This window comes from Herbiconiux gentiana (assembly GCF_024978135.1).
Taxonomy (GTDB): domain Bacteria; phylum Actinomycetota; class Actinomycetes; order Actinomycetales; family Microbacteriaceae; genus Herbiconiux; species Herbiconiux gentiana.
In genome coordinates, this window is sequence record NZ_JANTEZ010000005.1 from 180,262 (window position 1) to 204,531 (window position 24,270).

Sequence of the window (24,270 nt, forward strand, 5' to 3'; positions counted from 1 at the left end):
TAAATCCTATGGTCTCGCCGCACCCGGCTCGGAACGGTGTTGACTGGCGGGATGAGCTCCTGGGTCGACCACGTCATGTGGTGGCATGTCTATCCGCTCGGCTTCACCGGGGCACCGGTGCGCCCGACCTCCGGTGAGAGTGGGGTGGCGGATGCTCCCCAGCACCGTCTCGGGCGCCTCGAGAACTGGCTCGACCACGTCGTCGACCTCGGGCTGAACGGCCTCGCCCTCGGGCCCGTCTTCGCCGGCAGCACCCACGGCTACGACACGGTCGACCACTTCCGCATCGACCCGCGGCTCGGTGACGACGGCGACTTCGACCGGCTGGTCGCCGCGGCGCACGAACGCGGTGTCCGCGTGCTGCTCGACGGGGTGTTCAACCATGTGGGCCGTGCTCATCCGGCGTTCGCCGCCCTCGAGCAGGAGGGGCCGTCGGCCGGTACCGCGGGCCTCTTCCGCGTCGACTGGGAGGGCTGGCAGCCCGGCGACCCCGTGCGGGCCGACGTCTTCGAGGGGCACGACCAGCTCGTCGCGCTCGACCACTCCTCCCCCGCCGTGGTCGACCTCGTCGTCGAGGTGATGCGGTACTGGCTCGGTCGCGGAGCCGACGGCTGGCGGCTCGACGCCGCGTACGCGGTGCCGCCGGCGTTCTGGGCACAGGTGCTGCCGCGCGTGCGGGACGCGCATCCGGCGGCCTGGTTCACCGGTGAGGTGATCCACGGCGACGCGCTCGCGATCGTGGCGGAGTCGGGGCTCGACTCGCTCACCCAGTACGAGCTCTGGCAGGGCGTCTGGCACGGCATCGCCGACGCGAACCTGTTCGAGCTGAAGCACGCGATCGAGCGCGGCAACGAGCTGCTCGAGGGCTTCGTGCCCACCACCTTCGTGGGCAACCACGACGTCTCGCGCATCGCCTCGGCGATCCCGGATGCACGGCATCTGCCGCACGCCCTCGCCCTGCTGTTCACCCTGGCGGGCACCCCGATGGTCTACGCCGGTGACGAGTTCGGCCTGCGCGCCGTGAAGGAGGAGCGCCTCGGCGGGGACGACGCGGTGCGGCCGGAGTTCCCGGAGGAGCCCCCCGTCGAGCCCGAGGCGATGCCGGGAGCGGGCCCCGACGCCCGCGAGCTGCTGGCGCTGCACGGCGAGCTGATCGCGCTGCGGCGTCGGCATGCGTGGCTGCACTCGGCGCGATCGGACGTGCTGCACGTCACGAACATGGCGTTGGTCGTCCGCACGGCGACCGGGTCGGGGGCGGTGGTGACGGCGCTGAACATCGGCGACGAGGCGGTCGCGGTGCCGGCGGGCGGGGCGTCGTCGGTGCTGGCCGGCTCGGCGTCGCTCGCGGCGGGGCGGGCGAGCCTGCCGCCGCATGGCTGGGCCGTGCTGGGCGACTGACCCGAGCGAGTCCCGCGGCGGGCCGGTGGGCCGTGCTCGGCTAGTCGGTCTCGACGATGGTCGCCGACTTGTCCTGCAGGAACTGGCACAGGGAGGCGGCCACCGCGAGCTCGGCGACGAGACCCTGCAGCTCGAGCGACGACAGCTCGCGCGGGCTGGTGCGCGGGCCGAGCGTCACCGTCCAGTTCGCATCTCCGACGGCGACCGGCTGCATGTAGATCTCTGTGCCCTCGTTGCGGAGTGGAACGACGACGAGACCGGTGTCTGCACCGTCGCCTCCGTCTTGGACCAGGACGTTGATGAGCGCGCCCCCCTCGCGGGTGGTGCGGAACTCCTCGAGCCAGTGCTCGAGAGTCTCCTTGCTGCGATAAGGCATTCCTCGATAATAACGGGCACCACCGACATCCTCGCCGGTGATGGCCGGAATTCGCGCTCGATCCGCTACAGCGGGCCGACCCCGAAGGCCCGCGCGAGGCGGTCGATCTTCTCGGCCCGGCCGAGGCGGGGCAGGTCGCTGCCGTCGCGGATGACCCGGCCCCGCGCCTCGAAGTCGGCGAGGAAGTCCCGCGCCCAGGTCACGTCGGACTGGGTCGGGCTGATCACCTCGTTGATGACGGGCAGCTGATCGGTCTGCAGGCAGAGCTTGCCGGTGAGACCGAGCGCCACCGCGGTGGCCGACTGCTCGCGCAGCACGGGGTGGCTCGACGACACGGTGGGGCCGTCGATCGGGCCCGGCAGACCGCCGACGCGGCTCGCGACGACGAGACGCGAGCGCGGGTAGGCCATCGCGATGTCTTCGGCGCTCGTGCCGGTGTCGCGGCGGTAGTCGCCGCTGCCGAACGCGAGCCGGAAGGCCCCGCGGGCACGGGCGATGTTGACCGACTCCTCGATGCCGAGCGCCGACTCGACCAGCACGAGCACCGGCGTGGTGCCGCCGAGGCGGTCGAAGGTCTCGGTGACGTGCGAGGCGTCCTCGGTCTTGGCGAGCATCACGCCCTTCAGGCCCGGCAGGCCCTTCAGCTGATCGACGTCGTCACTCCAGAAGTCGCTGGCGCGGTCGTTGATGCGCACCCACGCGCTGCCGCCGCCGCTCAGCCACGACGCGACGTCGTCCCGCGAGGAGTCCTTGTGCTTGGGGTCGATCGCGTCCTCGAGGTCGAGCACGACCTGGTCGGCGCGCGACACGGAGGCCCGGTCGAACTCGTCGGTGCGCCGGGCCGACAGCAGCAGCCACGAGCGCGAGATCTCGGCGGGCACCTCGTGGCGCTCGGCGGCGGGCGCGCCGGTGGGAGTGGTCGTGGTCTCAGACGTCATGGTGCTTCTCTCTTCATCGACAGGCTGCACCCCAACCCTACGGTCCCCACTGCCCCCACCTCGACTTGCGTGCATTGAGAACGCGAGAGGCGGATGCCGGGTGACCCCCGCATCCGCCTCTCTGGCCCGCTTGCAACTAGTGCGTCGGCGACCCGCCCGTGACGGCGATGGTCTCGCCCACGACGTAGCTCGACTCCTGCGAGGCGAGGAAGACGAAGGCCGGTGCGAGCTCGACCGGCTGGCCGGCGCGGCCCATGGGCGTCTCGCTGCCGAACTCCTCGATCTTCTCGTTCGGCACGAAGGCCGGCTGCAGCGGCGTCCAGACGGGGCCGGGGGCCACGCCGTTCACGCGGATGCCGCGCTCGATCAGCTGCTGCGCCATCGCCCGGGTCCAGTTGGCGATGCCCGCCTTCGAGACCGCGTACTCGGCCAGCGACGGCGACGGCACGAAGCCCTGGATGCTCGACGTCGTGATGATCGACGAACCCGGCTTCAGGTGCGACGAGGCCGCCTTGGTGAGCCAGAACAGCGGGTAGATGTTCGTCTTGAGCACCTTGTCGAGGGTCTCGGTCTCGAAGTCGTCGATGCTGTCGACCGTGGGCATGGCGCCCGCGTTGATGACGAGGATGTCGAGACCGCCGAGTCCCTCGACGGCGTCGGCGACGATCTGCTGGTCGACCGCCTCGTCCTGCAGGTCGCCGGGCAGCAGCACCGCGGTTCGGCCCTCGGCGCGGATCAGCTCGGCGACCTCCTCGGCCTCCGCCTGCTCCTCGGGGAGGTAGCTCAGCGCCACGTCGGCGCCCTCGCGGGCGTAGGCGATGGCCACGGCGCGGCCGATGCCGGAGTCCGCTCCGGTGACGAGCGCCTTGCGGCCGGGCAGACGGCCGGTGCCGACGTACGTGGTCTCACCGTGGTCGGGGGCCGGGTCCATCTTGCGGCTGTCGCCGGGCCCCTCCTGCTGCTGGGGCGGGAACGGCGGGCGCGGGTACTGGGTGGTCGGATCCTGGGGCGTGTACATGGTGTCGGACATGCTGGCGACGCTACGACGGTCGCGCCCGTTCCGCGCGGGGCTTGCAGCCTGCTGGCAGGCGGCGTAGTCGCTGCGCCGGTGATGCCGTGCGCTGCGCGCGGGGGCATGATCGAGAGCGATGACACCTTCACCGGCCGGCTCGGCGCCCCAGCTCCCCACCCGCTACGTCGACCTGCGCGACTACGCCGCGATCGGCGACGGCCGGACCGTCGCCCTGATCGCCCTCGACGGCCAGGTCGACTGGATGCCCGTTCCGGCCCTGCACTCGCCCCCCGTCTTCGCCGCCCTCGTCGACGGCCCCGGTGGCGGCCGCTTCGAGCTCCGCCCCGAGGGCGACTTCACCACCGAACGCCGCTACGTCGAGGGCACGAACGTGCTGCAGACCACCTTCACCACCGCGACCGGCGTGGTGCGGGTGACGGATGCGCTGGTCACCGGTGTCGCCGGACGGCTGCCCTGGCTCGAGCTCGCCCGCCGGATCGAGGGGCTCGAGGGGTCGGTGCCGATGCGCTGGGCGGTCGTCCCGGGAGCCGTGTTCGACGGGCTGCAGGACGACGGGGCCGGGCTGGACGACGCGGAGGACGGCGGCGGCACGTCATCGCACGAGGACGTGTCCGACCGCGCATCCGGCCCTCTCGTCGAGGACTCGGGCGAGGACGGCAGCGACATACCTGGGGTGAAGCGCGTCGACACGGTGCACGGACCGCTGCTGCGTGTGGGCCGGATCGACCTCGTGCTGGTCGGCAGCGAGCACGGCCGGATCGACCCGGCCGAGCCCGGCGACGGCTTCCCCGACGGGCCGCTGTCGTTCTACGGCGCCTTCACCGCGACCGCGGGGTCACGCCACCTGCTCACGCTCTGCGGCACCGACGACGAGCCGATCCACGTGCCGGTGCCCGAGAACGTCGACCGCGGCATCGACCGCTCGATCGAGAGCTGGCAGGCCTGGACCCGCGAGTTCGACGGCCCCGACGACGAGGACGACGAGTGGACCGATGTGGTGCAGCGCAGCGCCCTGGCCCTCAAACTGCTCATCTTCAGCCCCACCGGATCGATCGCGGCCGCCGCCACCACGGGCCTGCCCGAGAACCGCACGGGAGGGAAGAACTACGACTACCGCTTCGCCTGGGTGCGCGACCTCGCCTACACGGTGGGCGCCCTCGTCGAGTTCGGTCTGCGCGAGGAGACGCACGCGGCCGTGTCGTGGGTGCTGAAGACGCTTAAGCAGTACGAGGGCGAGCTGCACATTTTCTTCCGCCTCGACGGCTCGCTGCCGGGCGAGATGCACGACGCCCCCGCCGAGGGCTGGCGCGGGATCGGCCCGGTGCGCATCGGCAACGACGCCAGCGACCAGCTGCAGCTCGGGGTCTACGCCGATGTCGTCGGCATCATGGCGCGCTATGTCGACGCCGGGAACATCTTGGACGAGCGCACGAGCGAGCTGATCGTCGCCTTCACCGACGCGGCCTGCCGCAACTGGCCGAAGAAGGACTCGGGCATGTGGGAGCTGCCCGAGGAGGAGCACTATGTCTCGAGCAAGGTGGGCTGCTGGCAGGCGATCACCGACGCGCTGCACCTCGCCGAGATCGGCGAGATCAAGCCGAGCGACGACGACCTGTCGCACTGGCGCGAGAACCGTCGGCTGATCGAGGAGTGGGTGGCCGAGCACGGGTGGAGCGAGGAGCGGGGCTCGTACCTGATGCACCCCGGCAGCGATCGGCTCGACGCGTCGATCCTGCTGCACGCCGACCGTGACTTCGGGCCGCGTGCCCGAATGGACGCCACCATCGCCCGCATCGACGAGGAGCTGTCGGCCGGGCCGCTGCTCTACCGCTACAGCGGGGTCGACGAGGAGGAGGGCACGTTCGTGGCCTGCGCGTTCTGGCTCACCGAGGCGCTGGCCCGCACGGGGCGGGTGGGCGATGCGAGCGAGCGGATGCGCGCCCTGATCCCCCTCGCCAACGACGTCGGCCTCTACAGCGAGATCATCGCGGCGTCGGATCACGCGTTCCTCGGGAATCTGCCGCAGGGGTTGAGTCATCTGGCGCTGATCAATGCGGCGCTGTCGATCCGTTCCGCCGGGTCGGAGGCTCGCGTCTAGCGGCTCGCGGCTCGCGGCTCGCGGCTCGCGGCTCGCCTCAGGGGCGCGCTTCGTGGTGGCGGCGGCCGTGGGTGCGGCGGTCCTCCTTCATCTCCGCCTCGAACAGATGACGGCGGCCGGCGGCGAGCTGGTCGCGGGCATCACGCTCCGCGTCGCGGAAGGCGGTGTAGTAGGTGTCGTCGAAGTCCTCGACGATCTGGAACGTCCACCGGCCCTCGATGACGTTGCGGCCCACGACCTCGCGGTCGATGCGGTCGGCGAGCTCGTCGTGTCCGGCGTCGCGCAGCAGGCCGACGGCCTCGCCGAGCGCGAGGTCGGCCTTGCCGGTCAGGCGGTGGAAGCCGTACAGGAACCCACGCGCCTGCTCCATCACCTCGAGGGCCTCGGACAGCTTGCCCAGCGCCTCCACAGTGGCGTCGTCGAGCCCCTCGGGGCGCCGATGCGCGGCGTCGGGGCCGTCGTCGCGGTCGGTGGTTCGTTGCTCGTTTCTCGTTTCGGTCCTGTCGTCGCTCATGTCCCGAGCCTGCCCCGGTGACGGATTCCCGCCCACGGGGTTGCGGGCCGGAGGCGACGCCGGATCAGATGTAGATGCCCGGGTCGAGGTAGAAGGCGGGATCGGTGAGCGAGCCCGGCCCGGTCGAGGCCTGCTGCGACAGATCCCGAGCCGGGATCCCTACGAGGATCGCACCGGCCGGAGCATCCTTCACCACGACAGCCCCCGCCCCCACGCTCGAGTCGGAGCCGATGTGCACCGGCCCGAGGATCGTCGCGCCGGCGCCGACCGTCACCCGGTCGCCGAGAGTCGGATGGCGCTGCTCCCGCCGGGTGCTCTTGCCGCCCAGCGTGACCGCGTGATAGAGCATCACGTCGTCGCCGATCACCGCGGTCTCGCCGATCACGACACCCATGCCGTGGTCGATGAAGAGACGCCGCCCGATGCGGGCTCCCGGGTGGATCTCGACGCCCGTCAGGAACCGGGCGAACTGCGACAGCAGCCGCGCCGGCAGCCGGAGCCCGGGGCTTCGCCACCACCGGTGCGCCACCCGGTGCACCCACACCGCGTGCACCCCCGGATACGCCAGCACGATCTCGAGCCCCGACCGAGCGGCCGGGTCGTGCACCCGCGCGGCGCGCACGTCCTCCCGCGCTCGCGCCGCGATGCGCTCCAACCCCCGTGTCGGCAGGGCCGGGGCAGCTCGAGGTGCCGATCGGGGCTCCGGGGCGGGGGCGGTGGCCTCGGGCAGCGGTGACGCGGCGCGTGCGGCTCGCGACCGGACGGCACGGCGCGGCTCGCGAGGGCCGTGGGGCCCCCGCCGCGCATCCGCCGTTCGTTCGCTCACGCCTCGTTTGCCCCCGGCGTCAGTCGCCGAGGCCGGCCCAGAGCGGCGTCGAGATGTAGCGCTCGCCGAGGTCGCAGACGATGGCGACCACGGTCTTGCCCGCGTTCTCGGGACGCTTGGCGACCTCGAGCGCCGCCCACATGATGGCGCCCGACGAGATGCCGGCCATGATGCCCTCTTCGCTCGCGAGCTCGCGGCCCACCTTCAGGGCGTCGTCGAGCGAGACGTCGATGATCTCGTCGTAGACCTCGCGGTCGAGGATGTCGGGGACGATGTTCGCGCCGATGCCCTGGATCTTGTGCGGCCCCGCCTTGCCTTCGGTGAGCAAGGGCGAGTCGAGCGGCTCGACACCGACGACCTGCACGCCGGGCTTGCGCTGCTTCAGCACCTGGCCGACACCCGTGATGGTGCCACCGGTGCCGATGCCGGCGACGAAGATGTCGATGGCGCCGTCGGTGTCGGCCCAGATCTCCTCGGCCGTGGTGGTGCGGTGGATCTCGGGGTTCGCCGCGTTCTCGAACTGCCGCGCGAGGATCGAGTTGGGGGTGGCGTCGACGATCTCGTGCGCCTTGGCCAGGGCGCCGCGGATGCCCTCGGGGCCCGGCGTCAGGACGATCTCGGCGCCGTACGCCCGCATCACGACACGACGCTCGGTGGAGGCCGTCTCGGGCATGGTGATGATGACCTTGTAGCCGCGGGCCGCGCCCACCATGGCCAGCGCGATGCCGGTGTTGCCGCTCGTGCCCTCGACGATCGTGCCGCCCGGCTTCAGCTCGCCCGACTTCTCGGCGGCGTCGATGATGGCCACGCCGATGCGGTCTTTCACGCTGTTGGCGGGGTTGTAGAACTCGAGCTTGCCGAGCACCGTGGCGTCGATGCCCTCGGTGAGCCGGTTGATGCGCACGAGCGGGGTGCGGCCGACGAGCTGGGTGACGTCGTCGTAGATGCGAGCAGCCATGGGTAACCGTCTTTCTGGGAGCGTCTGGAGCGTGGACTGGACGTTGATCGTCGCTGCCAACTCTAGTTCGACAGCCTCCGCAGAGTCCGAATGTTGCGGAGCTGTGCACGCGAACAGCGTCGCCGTGAACTGTGCAGGAATCGCGAGAGCCCCGGAGGACTGATCCTCCAGGGCTCTCGTCGATTCCGCGGCGTCGGCCGCGTGGGTGCGGATCAGCCGCAGGTGTAGGTGCGGCCGTCGAGCTCGTAGACGCCCGGACCGAGGTTGGCGCACTCGGCGACCACGCTGCCGAGGGCCACGATCACGATGATCGTGATGATGATCTGCAGCACGAGCGCGACGATCGAGATGATCAGACCCGCCTTGGCCGGGGTGTTCTTCACGCCCGCGGCCTTCGACTGACGACCGGCGATGACACCGGTGATGATGCCGCCGATCGGCGCGACGAAGGCGAGGAAGAAGAAGCCCACGATGCCGAGCACGAGGCTGACGATGCCGAGCGTCTTGCCGGGCACGGTGGCACCCTGACCCGCGGGCGGGGCGGCGTTGTACTGGGGCGCCGCGTTGTACTGGGGCGCGGCCGGGTAGGGCTGGGCGGGCTGCTGGCCCTGCGGCGCGTCGTACTGGGGCGCGGCGGGCGGAGGCGTCGGTTCGCCCGGGCGCTGGCTGTCGTCGGTCATCGTCTGTGTCCCCTTCAGTGGATGAGCAGGTGCGTCTCAAAGCTACCGCGAAGCTCCTCCACAGGCTCGGATGCTCGGCGGACCGTCCACAGATGGCTGCTCCCGACCCGGCCCGTCGCCGACAAGGCGCTAGCGTGGAGGCGCGATCAGGTCGAACCACCGACGTCGCATCCCGCCGTCCCTTCTCGTCTGGAAGAAGCCCTCGTGAACGCCTCCCGCCGCCCCCTGTCCGGATCGCGGATCGACCTCGAAGCCGGCGCCTACCGCGCCTCGATCGCGAGCGTCGGCGCCACCCTGCGCCTCCTCCAGCACGAGGGCCGCGACCTCGTCGTGCCGTTCGGGCTCGACGAGCTGCGCCCCGCCTACCGCGGTGCCACCCTCGCGCCCTGGCCGAACCGGGTGGTCGACGGCCGCTACACCTTCGACGGCGTCGACCAGGTGCTCGCGCTCACCGAGCCGGCCCGCGGGCACGCCCTGCACGGTCTCGCGGCCTGGCTCGACTTCACGGTGCTCGAACGCGGCGTCGACCGGGTGCTCCTCGGCGCGACCGTCGAGCCGCAGGCCGGCTACCCGCACCGCCTCGAGCTCGCGGTGGAGTACGTCCTCGACGCCGAGGCCGGCCTGCGCCAGGCGGTGACGGCCACGAACGTCTCCGACACCCCGGCACCCTACGGCACCGGCCCGCACCCCTACCTCGTAGCCGGCCCAGGCCGGGTCGACGACTGGATGCTCGAGCTGCCCGCCACCGAGGTGCTCACGGTCACGCCCGACCGCCTCATCCCCGTGGCCGTCGCCGATGTGGCGAGCGAGGGCGGCGGAGTCTTCGACTTCCGCACCGAGCGGCTCATCGCCGACACCTTCATCGACCACGCGTTCCACATGATCTCCCGCGATGCCGACGGTGTCGCGACGGTCACGGTCCGCTCTCCCGAGGGCACGGCCACCGCCATGACCTTCGGGCCCGAGTGCGGCTGGGTGCAGGTGCACACGGCCGACAACGTCGACCCGTCGATGCATCGCGCAGGCCTCGCGGTCGAGCCCATGACGTGCCCGCCCGACGCCTTCAACTCGGGCACCGACCTCATCGTCCTGGCGCCGGGCGAGTCGACCACCGCGGCCTGGAGCATCGCCGCCGCCTGATGCCGGCCCGCGCATCCGCACCCGCCGCCTGACCCCGGCCCGCGCATCCGCACCCCGCCGCCTGACCCCGGCCCGCGCATCCGCCGCTCGCCCGCCCCGCGCCTAGTCGGGCAGGCTCGCCCCGCGCCTCGCCGCCGAGTGCCGCGGAATGAACACCGTCAGCACCACCCCCACCACCGCAGCCGCCGCCGAGATCACGAACGTCACCTGGAACGCCGACGCGCTGGGCGTCGTCACCCCGTTCGCGGTCACCAGGTTCCCGGCGAGCACCACGCCCAGCACCGCACTCGCGATGGTCGACCCGAGCGTGCGCATCACCGAGTTCAGTCCGTTCGACGCGGCGGTTTCGGTCGCCGGCACCGCGGCCATGATCAACGTCGGCATCGACGAGTACGCGAACCCCACGCCGAACCCGACCGCCGTGGCGATCACGACCGTGTGCCACACCTCGGTCATCAGGAACAGGGCCAGCACGTATCCCACGGCGATGATCGCGATGCCGAGCATGAAGCTGGTCCGCGCCCCGCGCGCCTTGATCAAGCGCGCCGCCACGGGCGACATCGCCCACATCACGAGCCCGCTCGGCATCAGGCAGAGCGAGGCGACGAGCATCGTCTGGCCCAGCCCCACGCCGGTTCCGGTGGGCGCCTCGAGCAGCTGCGGCAGCACGACGGTGCTGGCGAAGAACGCGAAGCCCACCGTGATCGACGCCAGGTTGGTCAGCAGCACCGTGCGGCTCGCCGCCACCCGCAGGTCGATCAGCGGGCTCGGCGTGCGCAGCTCGAACACACCCCAGGCGAGCAGCACCACGGCTCCGCCGACGATCGCCCCGAGGGTCAGCGGCGACCCCCAGCCCCAGCTGCCGCCCTTGGACACCCCGAGCAGCACCCCGGTCAGACCGACCGCGAGGCCCGCGGCGCCGAGCACGTCGAAGCGCCCCTCGCTCCGCAGGGTGCTCACCGGGATCAACCGCCACACCAGCACCAGCCCCGCCGCCGCGAGCGCACCCGAGACGATGAACAGCGCGTGCCAGTCGAGGTACTGCGAGATCACCGCAGCGACCGGCAGACCGACCGCGCCGCCCACACCTAGCGTCGCACTGACCAGCGCGACCGCGCCGCCGAGCCGGTCGCGGTGCAGCACGTCGCGCAGGATGCTGACGCCCAGCGGGATCACCCCGATCCCCGCGCCCTGCAGTGCCCGCCCCACGATCAGCGGGATCAGCGAGTACGCGAACAGCGCCACCACCGACCCGACGATCACGAGGGCGAGCAGGACGAGCACCATCCGGCGCTTGCCGTAGAGGTCGCCGAGGCGCCCGGCGATCGGCGTCGACACCGCCGCGGCGAGCAGCGTCACGGTGACGGCCCACTGCCCGTCCTCGGGCGAGACGTCCAGCAGAGCCGGCAGCGACGGCACCAGCGGCGTGAGCAGCGTCATCATGAACGCCGCGACGAGCCCGGTGAAGGCAAGGGTGAAGACCACCGCGCGCTGGTTGACGGGTGCGCTCAAGCGGGCGCGTTCGGCGTCGCTGAGCCACGGCATGTCCTGCTGCACGTTCTGGTCATTGCTCGATTGCGTCGACGAGATGATTGCCCCCTGTGAAGTAGTTACGCGGTTTCAACCGCCTGGGCATCCGCTCTATTCCCACCCGGGGTCAGGATGCCCGCCCTCACCCGCGCGCGCCGAGCCCCCGATGTCGGCAGAATGGGCCCATGCACACCGAGCGGGGCTTCGATCGACTGGTGAACTTCAGCGACGCCGTCGTGGCCATCGCGATCACCCTGCTCATCCTTCCCCTGGTCGACAGCGTGACCGACGTCGTCGAGGGCGCCAGCGTCTGGGACGTCGTGGGGGCCGACCTCGGCAAGTTCATGGTGTTCATCATCAGCTTCGCGGTCATCGGCCGCTTCTGGATCGCCCACCACCGCGTCTACGAACGCGCCGTCGACTACGACTCGTGGTTGCTCTGGGCGAATCTGTTCTGGCTGTTCACGATCGTCTTCCTGCCGTATCCGACCGAGCTGCTGTCGGAGAGCAGCGGCACCGACGACGGCCGCGCGATGATCTACGTCGGCACGATGCTCGCGAGCAGCCTCGCGCTGCTCTGGCAGCAGGTCATCCTGAAGCGTCGCCCGCAGCTGGTCGCCCCCGAGGCGCGCGGCACCCTGACCATCGTGCCCTCCGCCGTGACGGCCGGCATGATGCTCGTGACGTTCTTGGCGGTGGCGTTCATCCCGGGGCTCGGGCTCTGGGGGCTGTTCCTGCTCGTGCTCACCACTCCGTTGCAGCTCCTCGCCCGTCGGGTCACGGGCTACTCGGATGCTCCTGCTCGACCTCGCTCAGAAACTCGACCACCGCCGTCCTGAACACCCGCGAGGTGACGGCGCTCACGTGATCGCGGCCCGGCAGCCCGAGGAATCGCGCGCCGGACAGCTGCTCGGCGAGCATCCGGGCGCCCTCGTGCACCGGGTCGTCGTCGCCTGCCACGATGAAGAGCGGATGCTCGGCGGCACCAGCCCGCGGCTGGAACGACCGCGGCCCGAACGCCCGGCGCCGAACCGCCTCGGCCAGCCGCAGCAGCGCCTCGGGGTCGTTGCCGGCGGACGAGGCCATGCCGAGGTAGCGGGCGGTCTCGGCGTTCAGCGCTTTCCCGCTTCCGTGCCGTGCACTCGTGGCGGCGGCGAGATCGAAACCGGCGAAGGATCCGTCGATCGGTGGGCCGCCCATCGTGATCGAGCGCACGCGCTCGGGGTGCGCTTGAGCATAGTCGTGCACGAGGCGCGCGCCCAGGGAGTAGCCGACGAGGTGCACGGTCGCGCCTTTCGCCGGCGCCTCGGCGTCGAGCACGGCAGTCAGGTCCTCGCGGAACGCGGGCAGCGCGTAGGCGGCGAGGTTGCGCGGCCGGGCGCTGTCGCCGTGCCCGCGGAGATCGGGCGCGATCACCCGGAAACCGGCGTCGACCAGCGTGGACACCCAGCGCGTGCGCACCCAGTTCGAGCGCCGGTCGGAGGCGAAGCCGTGCACGAGCAGCACCGTCGGCGCCCCGGCCGGACCGGCTGCCTCGTAGGCGATCAGCGCCCCACCCGCGCCGACCACGTGCTCCGCCGTCTGCTGCCCCGCCCGGGCATCCACTCCTGCACCGCTGCCGGAACCCCGATCTTCTCCACCGCCAGCCTCGCCCGCACTCACCCCACCACCCTAGGCGCGCGAGAATGACCGGGTGACCGACTCCTCCACCCCGCCGCCGTCCGGCCTCGCCGCCGGCGCGCGCTGCCCGTGCCTCAGCGGCTCGCCCTATGACGAATGCTGCGGGCCGTTCCACGCCTGCACGGCCGTCGCCCCAACGGCCGAGCAGCTGATGCGCTCCCGCTTCGCGGCCTTCGCCGTCGGCGACCCCGACTACCTGCTCGCCACCTGGCACCCCACCACCCGTCCCGCCTCCCTCGAGCTCGACGACTCGCTGCGGTGGTACCGTCTCGACATCCTGTCCCGCTCGGCGGGCGGCCCCCTCGACCGCGACGGCGTCGTCGAGTTCGCCGCCCACCACCGTTCCCGCCCCGGGCACCCGGGCGCCGCGGGCGTGCAGCACGAGACGAGCCGCTTCGTGCGGGAAGGGGGCCCCTGGTTCTACGTCGACGCCCTCTGACGAGCGTTCAGGTGTTGCGCATCCGCTGATCGGGCCGAGGGGTTGCGCATCCGCTGATCGGGCCCAGGGGTGCGCATCGGCCGATCGGGCCGAGGGGTTGCGCATCCGCTGATCGGGCCCAGGCTGGAAGCACCGACAGAGGAGTCACCATGACCGACACCGCGCCCACCCCCGACGACGCCGACCACCCCGACGCCCTCGACCAGGCGGGCTCTTTCGGCGCCCCCGCCGTCGACGCCGCCCCCGACGACTCGCGCGACCCGGCCGACCAGCCCGACGGCGTCGACGAGCGCGGCGAGAAATCCTCGCTCGATCCTGACCACGAGAGCTTTGCCGCCCGCGAGGCCCACGTCGACGGCGCGGGCCCGAACGGCTCCGGCACCAGCAGCCCCGACGGCATCGGCGCCTACAGCGACGGCCCCGACGCCTCGGCCGAGCCCGCAGACCCCCACGCCGACAGCCCGAACCCCGACGCCGACGGCGTCGCCTGACCTACCCGCCTTCCTCGGCCCTGGCACGGGTGGACGCCGATTTCGTCGCCTGACCTGAACGACCCAGGTCGGGCCCGATCTACCTCCGGCGCGCGCGAGTTGGGGGAATGGCGGTCCTCCCCCGGTCGTTGCATCCCGTGACCCGGGAGGCCGCCATGACCTTGACCACCGCCACAGCCACGACCCGCCCCACTCCGCCGCTCAGCGAGCAGCTGCAGCGCCTCATCGACCTGGGCCTGCCCGAACTGGCCGGCATCAGCGCCGAGGAGCTGCGCAGCCGGGCCTCCGCCCTCCGCGGCCGCCCCGACTCGATCCTCGTCGTCGGCCCCGCGATCTCCACGCCGGACCAGCTGGCCACGCTGCTTCACCACGACGCGCGGGCGGTCGGCCCCGTCGACGCCCTCACTCACCTCGACGCGCCCGACGCGCATCCTGATCTCGAACCCTGCCCAGAAGGATTCTCCGTGATCCACGGAATTGCCGCGACCTCCGCCTCGTCCCCCTACAGCGATGACGCGACCCCGCTCGGCGACCGCCGCCCCCTCACGACCAACGAGACCCTGAGCTGGCTTCTTCAGCAGCCCGCCCAGGCCACCCCGAGCCGCGCCCGCTCGATCTTCGGTCCCCGCCGCGCATCCACCCACCGCCCCCGCAGCACGAGCGCCCGCCACCCCCGCCTCGACGCGGCGGCCTGACCCGACCCGCCAACGGATGACAATCCCTGTCACCACGGCTACCTTCGGGTCATGACCGCCCAGGACGACTTCCAGACCGATGCCCGAACCGAGTCGCTCCTCTCATCCCGCGACCGCGAGACCCTCCGGAAACTCATCATCGACGGCATGACTTTCGGGCCCGGAGCCGAGCTCGACGAGACCTACTTCGAGTCGTTGCGCACGCGCATCGCTCAGGGCGCTCGCTGACTATCCAGTCGGGTATGGTCAGGACCGGCAACACGTGCGAGAAGAGACGTGACGCCAAATCGGGCAACGCGGACTAGAGCGGCTTCTTGCCGTTCCTGATCCGACGATGGTTCACGAAGATCAGAACGACCGCTCCGATACTGACGACGATCCCGAGAATGAAAAGCGACCCACCCGGAAGTAGCCGGAAAATGCCACGCCCCGGCTCCCCGTAGGCCAAGTCGGGGAGAAAGATCAGGCAGAGACCACAGGCGATTGCGAACGCGATCAGGAACCCGATACCAGCCTTCACGTTGATCGACATCACACCCCCTGAAGCCATTCTCACCCGAGCCCGGGCTTCTCGCAGCGGTCGCCGATTCAGTCCGACACCGGGAAACGATGAAGGCCCCGGTTCTGGAACCGGGGCCTTCATGTGGTGCGCCCTAAGGGATTCGAACCCCTGGCCTTCTGATCCGTAGTCAGACGCTCTATCCAGCTGAGCTAAGGGCGCAGTGTGTGAGAAACGATCTCCCGCACGAACATCAGAGCCTAGCAGGCGTTCGAGGCAACACAAAGTCGACGCACGCTCAGCTCGCTCGCGCTCCGATGTCGGGGGCGGATGTCACGATGGACCCATGCCCCCCGCCCCGCCCTCGAGCTGGCGATCGGCCGTCGACGAGCTGTCGCCGGCCGGGCCCGAGCGGGCGCAGTCGGGCGCGCACTCGGCCACCGCGGGCGAGCAACGCAGCGGGCGCACCGGCCGCGGCGGCCCCGGCAGCGAGGGCACGACTCCGATGGGCCTGCAGTTCGAGGTGCGTGAAGAGGCCCCGCGCGACCACGACCGCTGGCGCGGCCCGAGCACCCGCGCGGCGACGGCCGAGGGTGCGGCCGCCGAGGGGGCGCCGCGGCGGCTCGCGGTTCGGCCGGTCATCCGCTCGGCTTCGGGCTCGTACGTTAAGGCGAACATCGCCTGGGGCTCGTTCGCCCACCAGGTCAACCGGCTCGCCCTCGACCCGGCGCACCACCGCTGGTTCGCGCAGTTCGCCGCGCTGCACCGGGCCACGCGTCCGCCGCATGCGGTGCCCGAGACCGATTGGCTCACGCTCGACGACTTCCTCAGCCCGCTGCTCTGGCAGCTGTTGGCCGAGGCGCGTCGGCTCGGCATCGCCCTCGTCAGCTCGGCCAAGGCCGGCACGGTGCAGGTGAGCGGATGCGCGTCCGTCTCCTTCGACGCCCGCCAGCGGTCGGGCGACCTCCGCCTCACCCCGCTCGTCGCCTTCGCCGAGACGCCGGGCGCAGCCGATGACAGCGGCGCGGAGGCACGCGACCACCCCGGGGGCACCAGAGAGGAAGGGGACGAGACCGACATCGATCTCCACCCCGCCCAGCACGCCGGAGCCATCGGCGACCACGGCATCTACGCCTACGACCTCGGCCGTCCGAAGCGTCCGCGCATCGAGCTGGCACCGGCTGCGCATCCGCTCACCATCGAAGAGCAGCGCGCGCTCGGCCGGCCCGCCATCACCGTGCCGGCCGCCGACACCGCGCAGTTCTTCGAGGAGTACTATCCGGCGCTGCGGCGCGGCATCCTGCTGACGAGCAGCGACGGGAGCGTCGCCCTGCCGACGGTCGCGCCACCGACCCTGGTGCTCACGGCGCGATTCCTGGCCGACGACGTGCTCACCCTCGACTGGGACTGGGTGGGTTTGCGCGACCCCGCGTCCGAACGGCACACGCGTGACGCCGCCCGCGAGCAGCTCGGCACGGCGCTGCGACGCTTCCCGGCGGCGGCCGCCCTCGAGATCGATGCGGATGCCCCGCCCGTCACCCTCGACGGCGTCACCGCGGCCGCCTTCGCCGAGAAAGGGCTTGCGGTGCTCGACGCGCTCGAGAACGTGCGGGTCGACGTGATCGGGCCGCGCCCCGCCTACCGCGAGCTGATCGGGCACCCCGACATCAGCATCACCCACGTCGAGACGCTCAAGCGCGACTGGTTCGATCTCGGCATCGTCGTGAACATCAACGGCTACCGGGTTCCGTTCGGCCCGCTCTTCAAGGCGCTCGCGAAGGGGCGCACGCGGCTGCTGATGGTCGACAAGACGTATCTGTCGCTCGAGCATCCAGCCTTCGACCGGCTGCGCGAGCTGCTCGAGGAGTCGACCGCGCTCGACGAGTGGGAGACCGGCCTGCGTGTCAGCCGCCACCAGGCCGCGCGGCTCGCCGACTTCGACGACACCGCCGACGAGACCCCCGACGCTCTCGCCTGGCGGCAGGCGGTGCGGGCGGCGCAGCAGCTGGCTTCGGCGACGGATGATCCGGTGCCACCGACTCCGGTGCCGGCCACCGTCTCGGCCACCCTCCGCCCGTACCAGAAGGCCGGCTTCGATTGGCTGGCGTTCCTGCACCGCAACAGGCTCGGTGGGGTGCTCGCCGACGACATGGGTCTGGGCAAGACGCTGCAGACGCTCGCCCTGATCGCGCATGCCCGCGAGCACCCGGCCGCCGGTGCCGTCGACGGGGCAGGCACCGCCGCGCAGCCGCCCGGTGCGCCCGGGGCAGGCGCCGCCGTGCATCCGCCCCCGTTTCTCGTGGTCGCCCCGACCTCGGTCGTCGGCACCTGGCAGGCCGAAGCCGCGCACTTCACCCCCGGTCTCGACGTGCGCGCCCTCACCGCGACGCAGGGCAGCAGCGCGCGACTGGCCGAAGCCGCCGCCGGAGCCGACGTGGTGGTCACGAGCTACGCGCTCTTCCGCCTCGACGCGGCCCACTACCGCGCCCTCGACTGGGCCGGGTTGGTGCTCGACGAGGCGCAGTTCGTGAAGAACCACCTCTCGAAGGCGCACGAGGCGGCCCGCGAGCTCGACGTGCCGTTCCGGCTCGCCATCACCGGAACCCCGCTCGAGAACAACCTCCTCGAGCTCTGGGCGCTGCTCGACATCGTGGCGCCCGGCCTGTTCCCCTCGGCGCGCCTGTTCGCCGAGAAGTTCCAGCGGCCGATCGAGCGGGGCATCGACCCGAGGGCGCTCGCGACGCTGCGGCAGCGCATCCGCCCGGTGCTGCTGCGCCGCACCAAAGACGCCGTCGCGCCCGAGCTGCCTGAGAAGCAGGAGCAGGTGCTGCCCGTCGAGCTCTCCCCCGCGCACCGGCACCTCTACGACACCGTGCTGCAGCGCGAGCGGCAGAAGCTGTTCGGCCTGCTCGACGACCTCGACCGCAACCGCTTCATCGTCTTCCGCTCGCTCACCCTGCTCAGGATGCTCAGCCTCGACGCGTCCCTCATCGACGACGCCCATGCGTCCATCCCGTCCTCCAAGCTCGACGTGCTGGTCGAGCAGCTGACCGAGGTGATCGGCGAAGGGCACCGCTCGCTCGTGTTCAGCCAGTTCACGAGCTACCTCGCGAAGGTCGCCGCCCGACTCGACTCGGAGGGCATCGCCTACGAGTACCTCGACGGGTCGACCCGGCGGCGTCCGGAGGTGGTGGAGCGGTTCCGGGCGGGTTCGGCGCCGGTGTTCCTGATCAGCCTGAAGGCCGGCGGCTTCGGGCTGACGCTCACCGAGGCCGACTACGTCTACCTGCTCGACCCGTGGTGGAACCCGGCGTCGGAGTCGCAGGCGATCGACCGCACGCACCGCATCGGGCAGGAACATCCGGTGAACGTCTACCGGCTGGTGGCGAGCGACACCATCGAGGAGAAGGTGATGGCACTGAAGGAGCACAAGGCCGAGCTGTTCGACGCGGTGCTCGACGACGATGCGCTCTTCTCGCGCTCGCTCACGGCCGACGACTTGCGGGCGCTGCTCGCCTGAGGGCGTGGCACCGGGAGTCGATCTCGGGGCGCAGCGTGCTGGCGAGCCGCCCACCACCGCAGAGCCAGATGTCACCGCCCGGCTCGGCTCTCAGCTCGCATCGAATGCCGCTGGATTCGGTATCTCACTCGGCCGAGGTGCGCCGTCGGCGAGCCCTGAGAACCCATCCACCCACGGCGAGGGCGGCAATTGCGCCCGCCAGCGCGATCCACGGCACCGTCTGACCGGTGTAGGCGAGTGGACCGCCGTCGTCCTGGCCAGCAGGCGAAGCGCCAGAGGCGGGGGTCGACGGCTCCGGCGACGGTCGCGGTGAAGCCGGTGCAGAGGGGGTCGGGGATGCGGTGGGCGTGGGTTCCGGCGTGGCCGCCACCACCTCGACGGTGACGATCTGCGCATCCGAGGTGCCCGCGCTCGAGGCGCCGACGACCTTCTGGTACAGCTGGTGCACCCCCGGCCCAGTCGGGGTCCAGCTGAACCGGGCCACGCCTCCACCCTCGGCGCTGGAGCCGCGCAGAGTGGTCGAGGCGAGCATCCGGCCGCCCTGATCGGGGTCGCCGTCGTACACGAGCACCCTCTGGTGGGTCGACGAGTCGGTATCAGACGCCACGCGGACGAGCCCGATGGTCGGCACGCCTTCCTTGACCGTCGGCACGGCCGAGGTCTCGGTGAGGGTGAGGTCGTCGGCCTCCCCGGTGGCGAAGCCCGCTCCCGCCAGCCGCACGTTCGACGTGCGGTCCTCCCCGGCGTCGATCGAGGAGCTCTGGCCGGTGACGGTGACGGTGCCGAAGCCCTGGTTGTTCTGACCACAGGCCAGCGTCTCCGTCGCGTTCGTCATCGGGTCGAGCAGGAAGCCGTCGGTATCGACCGTGCCCTCGGCTGCGCTCTCGAAGTCGTCGTCGCCGCGCGTCGTCGGGCAGGCCGCCTGACCGTTGGCCGTCGTGGCCTGCCAGGGGTGGATCTCGCTCGCCTCGCCGTCGGAGTTCAGCACCACGAAGATGTTCCAATCCTGGTTGAGCGCGGCGGAGGTGCTGTTGCCCACCGCCGTCCACTGGTCCGAATAGACCCGAGTGGAGCCCTGGCCGGCCAATGACGGGACGCTCTGAGGCCCGCCGATCTGCTGGGCGGGTCCGACAGGGGTGTAGGTCTCGTCGACCGGGACGGCGAAGAACTCGACAGTCGTGTTCTGCGCCGACACCAGGCTGTAGTTGTGCACGTCGACTCCGAAGACGACCTGGTTACCGGCGGCCGGCGACGAGGCGTACGCCGTAGCCGCGTCGTTGCCCGCCGCCGACGGGATGAGGGCGTCGAAGCCGCGGATCTGCTGCCTTGAGAACTCGGTCGAGAACTTCGGCACGTCCTGGTACTGCCGGTCGTCGTAGTCGATGTCGATGTAGCCCGGCAGGTTGAGAGCGGGATCGGCCTGCTGGCCGTAGGTGCGGGTCCAGAACTCGGGATCGCCCTGCGTGAGATCGACGGAGTAGTTCACCTTCGGAGTGCCCGTGTCGTCGAAGTAGTAGTAGGTCGTGAAGCCGTAACCCCCGCGGGCCACCGGAGGGGCGTCCAGCTGGAAGCCGCTCGTGCTCGAGGTGGCCGTGGTACCGGTGGTTGTGCCACCGAACGACTCGGTCAGGTTCACCGACACATCGACGGACTCGCGCGCCGACTCTGATGCGAGGCCCTGACTGGCCGTCGCATTCGCCGACTGCTTCACCTCGACTCCCTGGCCCAAGGTGCCGCTGGTCGTGGAGGTGTGCGAGGAGTTGCTGCCGCCTGTGATCGTGAGTGCCGTCACACCCGAGGTGCCGCCGAGCACGTGGGACTGCTCGATGAGGTACTCCGCCGCGCTGACCGTGTCGCCGTTGTCGTCGACGTAGGAGTACGCGCCCGGCTCTTCGAGAGGCCCCGTGGGGTAGGAGAGCACGTTGTTGTTCTGCCACGTCGGCTGATACCAGTCGACGGCCCGGCCCGGCACGTCGGCGTCGAGCTGGAGCTCGGAACTCGGCACGTAGACGTCGTAGTAGGCGTAGCAGGCGGCTTCGCACGCACTGCTCCCGTCGGAGTTCGTCACGGCGCCGCCGAGGACGGGATAGCGATACACCCGCTGCGACTGCGTCTTCACCCTGAGCAGGTCGTCGCTCTCGGTCTTGCTCGTCGTCGACACGCTCTTCGACGAGGAGAAGCCCGAGAGGTCGTCGACGTTGTGCGACACCGTTCCGGTGAGCGTGCCGGTGACGTCGAGGCTCGCGCTCGCCTTCTCGGCGCCGACGCCCGCCTTGACGGTAGCGCCCACCGAGGCGGAGGCCGAGACGCTGACGCTGCCGCCCACTTGACTGCTGGACGAGCTCGTGTAGGCCGTCTCCGTCGAGTCGCTCATGGTGAGGGCGAGGTCGGGGTTCGACGAGATGTTGATGAACTCCGTGGTACCGCTCGAAGCGTCGTAGAGCCAGTCGACGTGCGACGGGGGCTGAGCGGCGATCATCGCGACGTCTTGATAGCTGTCGACGTCGAGAACGAGCGGCGCCCCGAGCCGGAGCGAGCTGTTGTCGTAGTCGAGGGCGGTGAGCATGACCGGGCCGTCGGAGACCACAGTCGACGACATCTGATCGAAGGAGCTACCCGAAAGCGTGAAATAGACCACCTCGGTCGAGCCCCCCACGAAGACCGAGGTAGCGAAACCCCAGGTGGGCAGCGTGCTGCCGCTGCCTCGTCCGTCGAAGCCGCCGGCGGCGAGCTGGAGTGGAGGGAGGTCGACCGTGATGTTCTCGCCGGTGATGGGCTGGTCCGACTGGTCGACGCACTGCGTCGCCAGCTCGGTCACCGCTCCCGAGGCGAGCGCCAGCCCCGCGAAGCAGCTCTCGACGATGGTCTGGGACAGCCAGCCATTGTCGTACTTCCGCAGTCCGCTGAAGCCGAGCACGAGCTGGCGCGAGTCGTACCCGGCACCCGTGGCATCGACCTGCAGAATGGCCGACTCGAGCCTCAGGCCCCGATTCGTCCAGGTGTCGAAGTCGCTGATGGTGCCCGATGCGTCGGAGTATTTGGTCTCGAGAGGGTGATTGACGGATTCATCGAGCGTCCAGTCCGCAGCGAAGCTCATGATCTCGACCGTCGGCTGCAGGCTTCCGCTGTCGTGGTAGGCCACCGCGAACTGCGATCGTCCTCCACCATCGAAATCTCCGGCAGCCGTGTCGAAGAGCCCGGCCATGTATGACGCTCCCCCGTCAGCGAAGAGTGATGGCGACGCGGTGTTCGCGAGCACGTCGGCGGATCCCGGGCTCTCGTAGGACACGAAGCTGATGGTCACTGCTCCGAACGCCCCCACCCCCTGCGACATGACCGCGATCTCGTCCGCGCCGTTTCCGTCGAAGTCACCGACCTCGACCCCGATCGAGCCAGACGCGTATCCGTTCTCGGTGTTCACGCCCACCGGCCCGTCGGCGAACTCGGCCACGGGTGTGACGGCGAAGCCACCGGGGGCGTTGTAGTCGACGATCGCCAGGTTGAGGACGTGGTTCTCATCGACATACGCGAGTGCGGCCTCGTCGTGGTAGTTCCCGTCAGCGTCGACCGCGCGATCGAGGTCGCCCACCGCGAGGTCGAAGGGGAGGGAGAGGTCTTTCGAGTAGTTCGGGGCCGACCAGGAGGGGACGACGCCGCCTGGCTGTTGGACTTCGGTGAACGTCAGGGTGCTGCTCGGCCCCGCGCTCCAGCTCTCGAAGTCGACCAGCGCGTAGCCGCTCCCGTCCGGCTTCTCCTGCAGCACCGACCCACCGCCGAAGAGGACGAGACCGTCGGGACCGTCGCTCACCGCCCAGCGCTGAAGTCCGGCGGCGAATCCGCCGCAGGGCGCGGTCGTCACCGCCAGAGAGCCGGGGTCCCCGGTCAGGCACATCCCCGTGAGCTGGTTCACGATCTGCACGGCCGAGTCGCCGACATCCTGCACCGCCCAGTTGGAGGCGGGAGCCGCTGCCGTCTGAGGATCGGCGCCGATGAGAGCGGGTCCGCCCACATACGTGCCGCCCGGCAGGGTATCCGACGGCTGATCGCCACTCACCTGGACGACACCGGAGGCCGATTCGATGCGGTACGTACTCCCGGCCACCGGCGTCTCGGCGCTCGCCGCCAGCGAGAGCGCCTCCACCGCCACCGACGGCGAGCGGAGCGTGAGCAGCCCGATGCCCCCCGCATCGACGAGCTGGGCATCCAGCACCCGTTCCGGGCCTGCGTCGGTGAACCTGCCCGACGCGGTGGGGTACTGCTGCACGAGATCGGGGTAGTACTCGATGGGGTCCGGCAGCACCGTCTCCGACCCGGTCGCCTGGGTGGTCACCGTCTCCATAGAGCTCGTCGCCTTCAGCACGGCCTGGGTCGATTTGAGGGGCGACCGGGCCAGCAGCATGTCGCTCTGCACCACCGAGCTCGCCGCCGAGGATCCGAGAGCGTCGTTCGGTAAGGACGGTGTATCGTCGACGAGCTCGACCGGGGTGACGGCTTTGTCCGGGGAAGCGGCACTCGCGGGGGCGGCTGCGAAGCCGGCCCCGACCAGGGCGGCCAGCGCGATGCCCGCCGCAGCGATGCGATAGACGGGCCTGCGGACAGAGGACGGTTCGCTGCGGCGAGGGAGCATGGATGGGCCTCCGGTTCGGGGTGCTGCGGGTTGGTTCAAGAAAGGGTGACGGATCTCGTCGTCGGCCCCAGGGCCGGTGACGAGCCGAAGTCAGTGCGCACGGTGACCTGACTGGAGATCGAGGTGATCCGGCTGAAGATCACGGAGACCCTGAGCATCCCGACCGGCACCGCTGTCTGAAGGACGATCCGCACGCCCGTTGCTGTCACCGAGACGATCGGATGGGTCTGCGGATTGCTTTCCGGCGATGCGAAGGCGTAGATCGACGTGTCGAAGTCGACGTCGAGCGTTGCTCCGATCGGCACCGGCACACGGTCGATCCGGATCGCTGCGACCACCTCGGCGTAGGCAGACCCTGTCCGAGCGGTGAGGTCGACGAAGTCGTAGCCGGCGGGTGCGCGGAGTGTGGTCAGTGGCACCTCAACCGAATACGTCGGCCCCTCGCTGGGTATGGCCACGAGGAAACCTGACATCGCGGTGGCCGGCGCCAGAATGTCCGACAGCACAACCGAACCCTGATGGTCGAGTTGGACGGACTTGTCCTCGACACCATTCGAGAACGTAGCGCCGCGCAGAACGAGAACGACCACCTGGCCGGCCCGCTCGACCCCTCCCGATATCGTGACGGGCGGGAACAATTCGCTCGGGTAAGCGCTGAGCGCGACCGGAAGCGCCTTGAGGGCGCCTCCGTCTGACGCCACAGCCGCGGGAGCCGCGACGGCGACCGCGATTATCGGGAGCGACCACGCCCCAGCTCGCAGAGCCGCTCTCCTGCTCGGCAGCTCGATCTCGCCATCATCCATAACGCGCCCCGCCCATCCTGCCCCG

At 70.7% G+C, this 24,270-nt stretch carries 21 protein-coding genes and 1 tRNA gene; 9 read left to right on the forward strand and 13 right to left on the reverse strand.

The features are described 5' to 3' along the window. The first annotated feature begins 51 nt into the window (after positions 1-51). On the forward strand, positions 52-1,398 hold the full coding sequence (locus tag NVV95_RS13820; protein ID WP_259487134.1) for an alpha-amylase family glycosyl hydrolase: 1,347 nt from the start codon (positions 52-54) through the stop codon (positions 1,396-1,398). A gap of 40 nt (positions 1,399-1,438) precedes the next feature. Here the strand turns inward: NVV95_RS13820 and NVV95_RS13825 are convergent, their stop codons facing one another. The 3 genes from NVV95_RS13825 to NVV95_RS13835 all read right to left on the reverse strand — a co-directional run bounded on the left by NVV95_RS13825 (position 1,439) and on the right by NVV95_RS13835 (position 3,742). Next, on the reverse strand, positions 1,439-1,774 hold the full coding sequence (locus NVV95_RS13825) for a hypothetical protein (RefSeq protein WP_259487135.1): 336 nt from the start codon (positions 1,772-1,774) through the stop codon (positions 1,439-1,441). Between the two features lie 65 nt (positions 1,775-1,839). After that, entirely contained in the window at positions 1,840-2,712 is an 873-nt protein-coding gene (locus tag NVV95_RS13830) for an HpcH/HpaI aldolase/citrate lyase family protein (protein ID WP_259487136.1), read from the reverse strand. Between the two features lie 136 nt (positions 2,713-2,848). Next, positions 2,849-3,742: an SDR family oxidoreductase gene (locus NVV95_RS13835; protein ID WP_269909051.1), complete on the reverse strand. Its 894-nt coding sequence runs from the start codon at positions 3,740-3,742 to the stop codon at positions 2,849-2,851. A gap of 118 nt (positions 3,743-3,860) precedes the next feature. Between NVV95_RS13835 and NVV95_RS13840 the strand changes: the two genes are divergently transcribed. After that, a complete protein-coding gene (locus tag NVV95_RS13840) occupies positions 3,861-5,843 on the forward strand; it encodes a glycoside hydrolase family 15 protein (RefSeq protein WP_259487137.1) in 1,983 nt (660 codons plus the stop codon). Positions 5,844-5,880: 37 nt separating this feature from the next. On the opposite strand, the gene NVV95_RS13845 is transcribed toward NVV95_RS13840, so the two are convergent. The 4 genes from NVV95_RS13845 to NVV95_RS13860 all read right to left on the reverse strand — a co-directional run bounded on the left by NVV95_RS13845 (position 5,881) and on the right by NVV95_RS13860 (position 8,821). Further along, the gene (locus tag NVV95_RS13845; protein ID WP_259487138.1) at positions 5,881-6,357 is read right to left on the reverse strand and encodes a hypothetical protein; all 477 of its coding nucleotides are present in this window, start codon (positions 6,355-6,357) and stop codon (positions 5,881-5,883) included. Positions 6,358-6,421: 64 nt separating this feature from the next. Next, positions 6,422-7,012 carry a serine O-acetyltransferase EpsC gene (epsC, locus tag NVV95_RS13850; RefSeq protein WP_259487139.1) on the reverse strand — a complete coding sequence of 197 codons (591 nt, stop codon included), beginning with the start codon at positions 7,010-7,012 and terminating at the stop codon, positions 6,422-6,424. A gap of 190 nt (positions 7,013-7,202) precedes the next feature. After that, the gene (cysK, locus tag NVV95_RS13855) at positions 7,203-8,141 is read right to left on the reverse strand and encodes a cysteine synthase A (RefSeq protein ID WP_259487140.1); all 939 of its coding nucleotides are present in this window, start codon (positions 8,139-8,141) and stop codon (positions 7,203-7,205) included. A gap of 212 nt (positions 8,142-8,353) precedes the next feature. Continuing rightward, entirely contained in the window at positions 8,354-8,821 is a 468-nt protein-coding gene (locus NVV95_RS13860) for a DUF4190 domain-containing protein (protein ID WP_259487141.1), read from the reverse strand. A 204-nt stretch (positions 8,822-9,025) separates the two neighbouring features. On the opposite strand from NVV95_RS13860, the gene NVV95_RS13865 reads away from it, so the two are divergent. After that, on the forward strand, positions 9,026-9,961 hold the full coding sequence (locus NVV95_RS13865) for an aldose 1-epimerase family protein (RefSeq protein WP_259487142.1): 936 nt from the start codon (positions 9,026-9,028) through the stop codon (positions 9,959-9,961). Positions 9,962-10,063: 102 nt separating this feature from the next. On the opposite strand, the gene NVV95_RS13870 is transcribed toward NVV95_RS13865, so the two are convergent. Next, complete coding sequence (locus NVV95_RS13870) at positions 10,064-11,518, reverse strand: MFS transporter (RefSeq protein ID WP_259487143.1); 1,455 nt, start codon at positions 11,516-11,518, stop codon at positions 10,064-10,066. Between the two features lie 158 nt (positions 11,519-11,676). Here NVV95_RS13870 and NVV95_RS13875 point away from each other — a divergent pair, with 158 nt between their 5' ends. Continuing rightward, positions 11,677-12,330 carry a TMEM175 family protein gene (locus NVV95_RS13875; protein WP_259487144.1) on the forward strand — a complete coding sequence of 218 codons (654 nt, stop codon included), beginning with the start codon at positions 11,677-11,679 and terminating at the stop codon, positions 12,328-12,330. Here NVV95_RS13875 and NVV95_RS13880 read toward each other — a convergent pair. Beyond that, positions 12,269-13,153, reverse strand: coding sequence for an alpha/beta fold hydrolase (locus NVV95_RS13880; RefSeq protein WP_259487145.1), 885 nt, complete (start codon positions 13,151-13,153; stop codon positions 12,269-12,271). The genes NVV95_RS13875 and NVV95_RS13880 overlap by 62 nt on opposite strands. Before the next feature lie 31 nt (positions 13,154-13,184). Here NVV95_RS13880 and NVV95_RS13885 point away from each other — a divergent pair, with 31 nt between their 5' ends. The 4 genes from NVV95_RS13885 to NVV95_RS13900 all read left to right on the forward strand — a co-directional run bounded on the left by NVV95_RS13885 (position 13,185) and on the right by NVV95_RS13900 (position 15,024). Further along, a complete protein-coding gene (locus NVV95_RS13885; RefSeq protein ID WP_259487146.1) occupies positions 13,185-13,610 on the forward strand; it encodes a YchJ family protein in 426 nt (141 codons plus the stop codon). 149 nt (positions 13,611-13,759) lie between these two features. Beyond that, positions 13,760-14,101, forward strand: coding sequence for a hypothetical protein (locus NVV95_RS13890; RefSeq protein WP_259487147.1), 342 nt, complete (start codon positions 13,760-13,762; stop codon positions 14,099-14,101). Positions 14,102-14,256: 155 nt separating this feature from the next. Then, positions 14,257-14,796: a DUF5701 family protein gene (locus tag NVV95_RS13895; protein WP_259487148.1), complete on the forward strand. Its 540-nt coding sequence runs from the start codon at positions 14,257-14,259 to the stop codon at positions 14,794-14,796. Between the two features lie 51 nt (positions 14,797-14,847). Next, a complete protein-coding gene (locus tag NVV95_RS13900) occupies positions 14,848-15,024 on the forward strand; it encodes a hypothetical protein (RefSeq protein WP_259487149.1) in 177 nt (58 codons plus the stop codon). Positions 15,025-15,097: 73 nt separating this feature from the next. On the opposite strand, the gene NVV95_RS13905 is transcribed toward NVV95_RS13900, so the two are convergent. Together NVV95_RS13905 and NVV95_RS13910 are read right to left on the reverse strand one after the other, a co-directional pair. Continuing rightward, entirely contained in the window at positions 15,098-15,328 is a 231-nt protein-coding gene (locus NVV95_RS13905; RefSeq protein WP_259487150.1) for a hypothetical protein, read from the reverse strand. Between the two features lie 112 nt (positions 15,329-15,440). Next, a tRNA-Arg gene (locus NVV95_RS13910) sits at positions 15,441-15,517 on the reverse strand. 124 nt (positions 15,518-15,641) lie between these two features. Here NVV95_RS13910 and NVV95_RS13915 point away from each other — a divergent pair. Next, complete coding sequence (locus NVV95_RS13915; RefSeq protein ID WP_259487151.1) at positions 15,642-18,815, forward strand: DEAD/DEAH box helicase; 3,174 nt, start codon at positions 15,642-15,644, stop codon at positions 18,813-18,815. 124 nt (positions 18,816-18,939) lie between these two features. On the opposite strand, the gene NVV95_RS13920 is transcribed toward NVV95_RS13915, so the two are convergent. Beyond that, positions 18,940-23,442: an LPXTG cell wall anchor domain-containing protein gene (locus tag NVV95_RS13920; protein WP_259487152.1), complete on the reverse strand. Its 4,503-nt coding sequence runs from the start codon at positions 23,440-23,442 to the stop codon at positions 18,940-18,942. A gap of 35 nt (positions 23,443-23,477) precedes the next feature. Then, the gene (locus NVV95_RS13925; protein WP_259487153.1) at positions 23,478-24,245 is read right to left on the reverse strand and encodes a hypothetical protein; all 768 of its coding nucleotides are present in this window, start codon (positions 24,243-24,245) and stop codon (positions 23,478-23,480) included. Between the last annotated feature and the right edge of the window lie 25 nt (positions 24,246-24,270).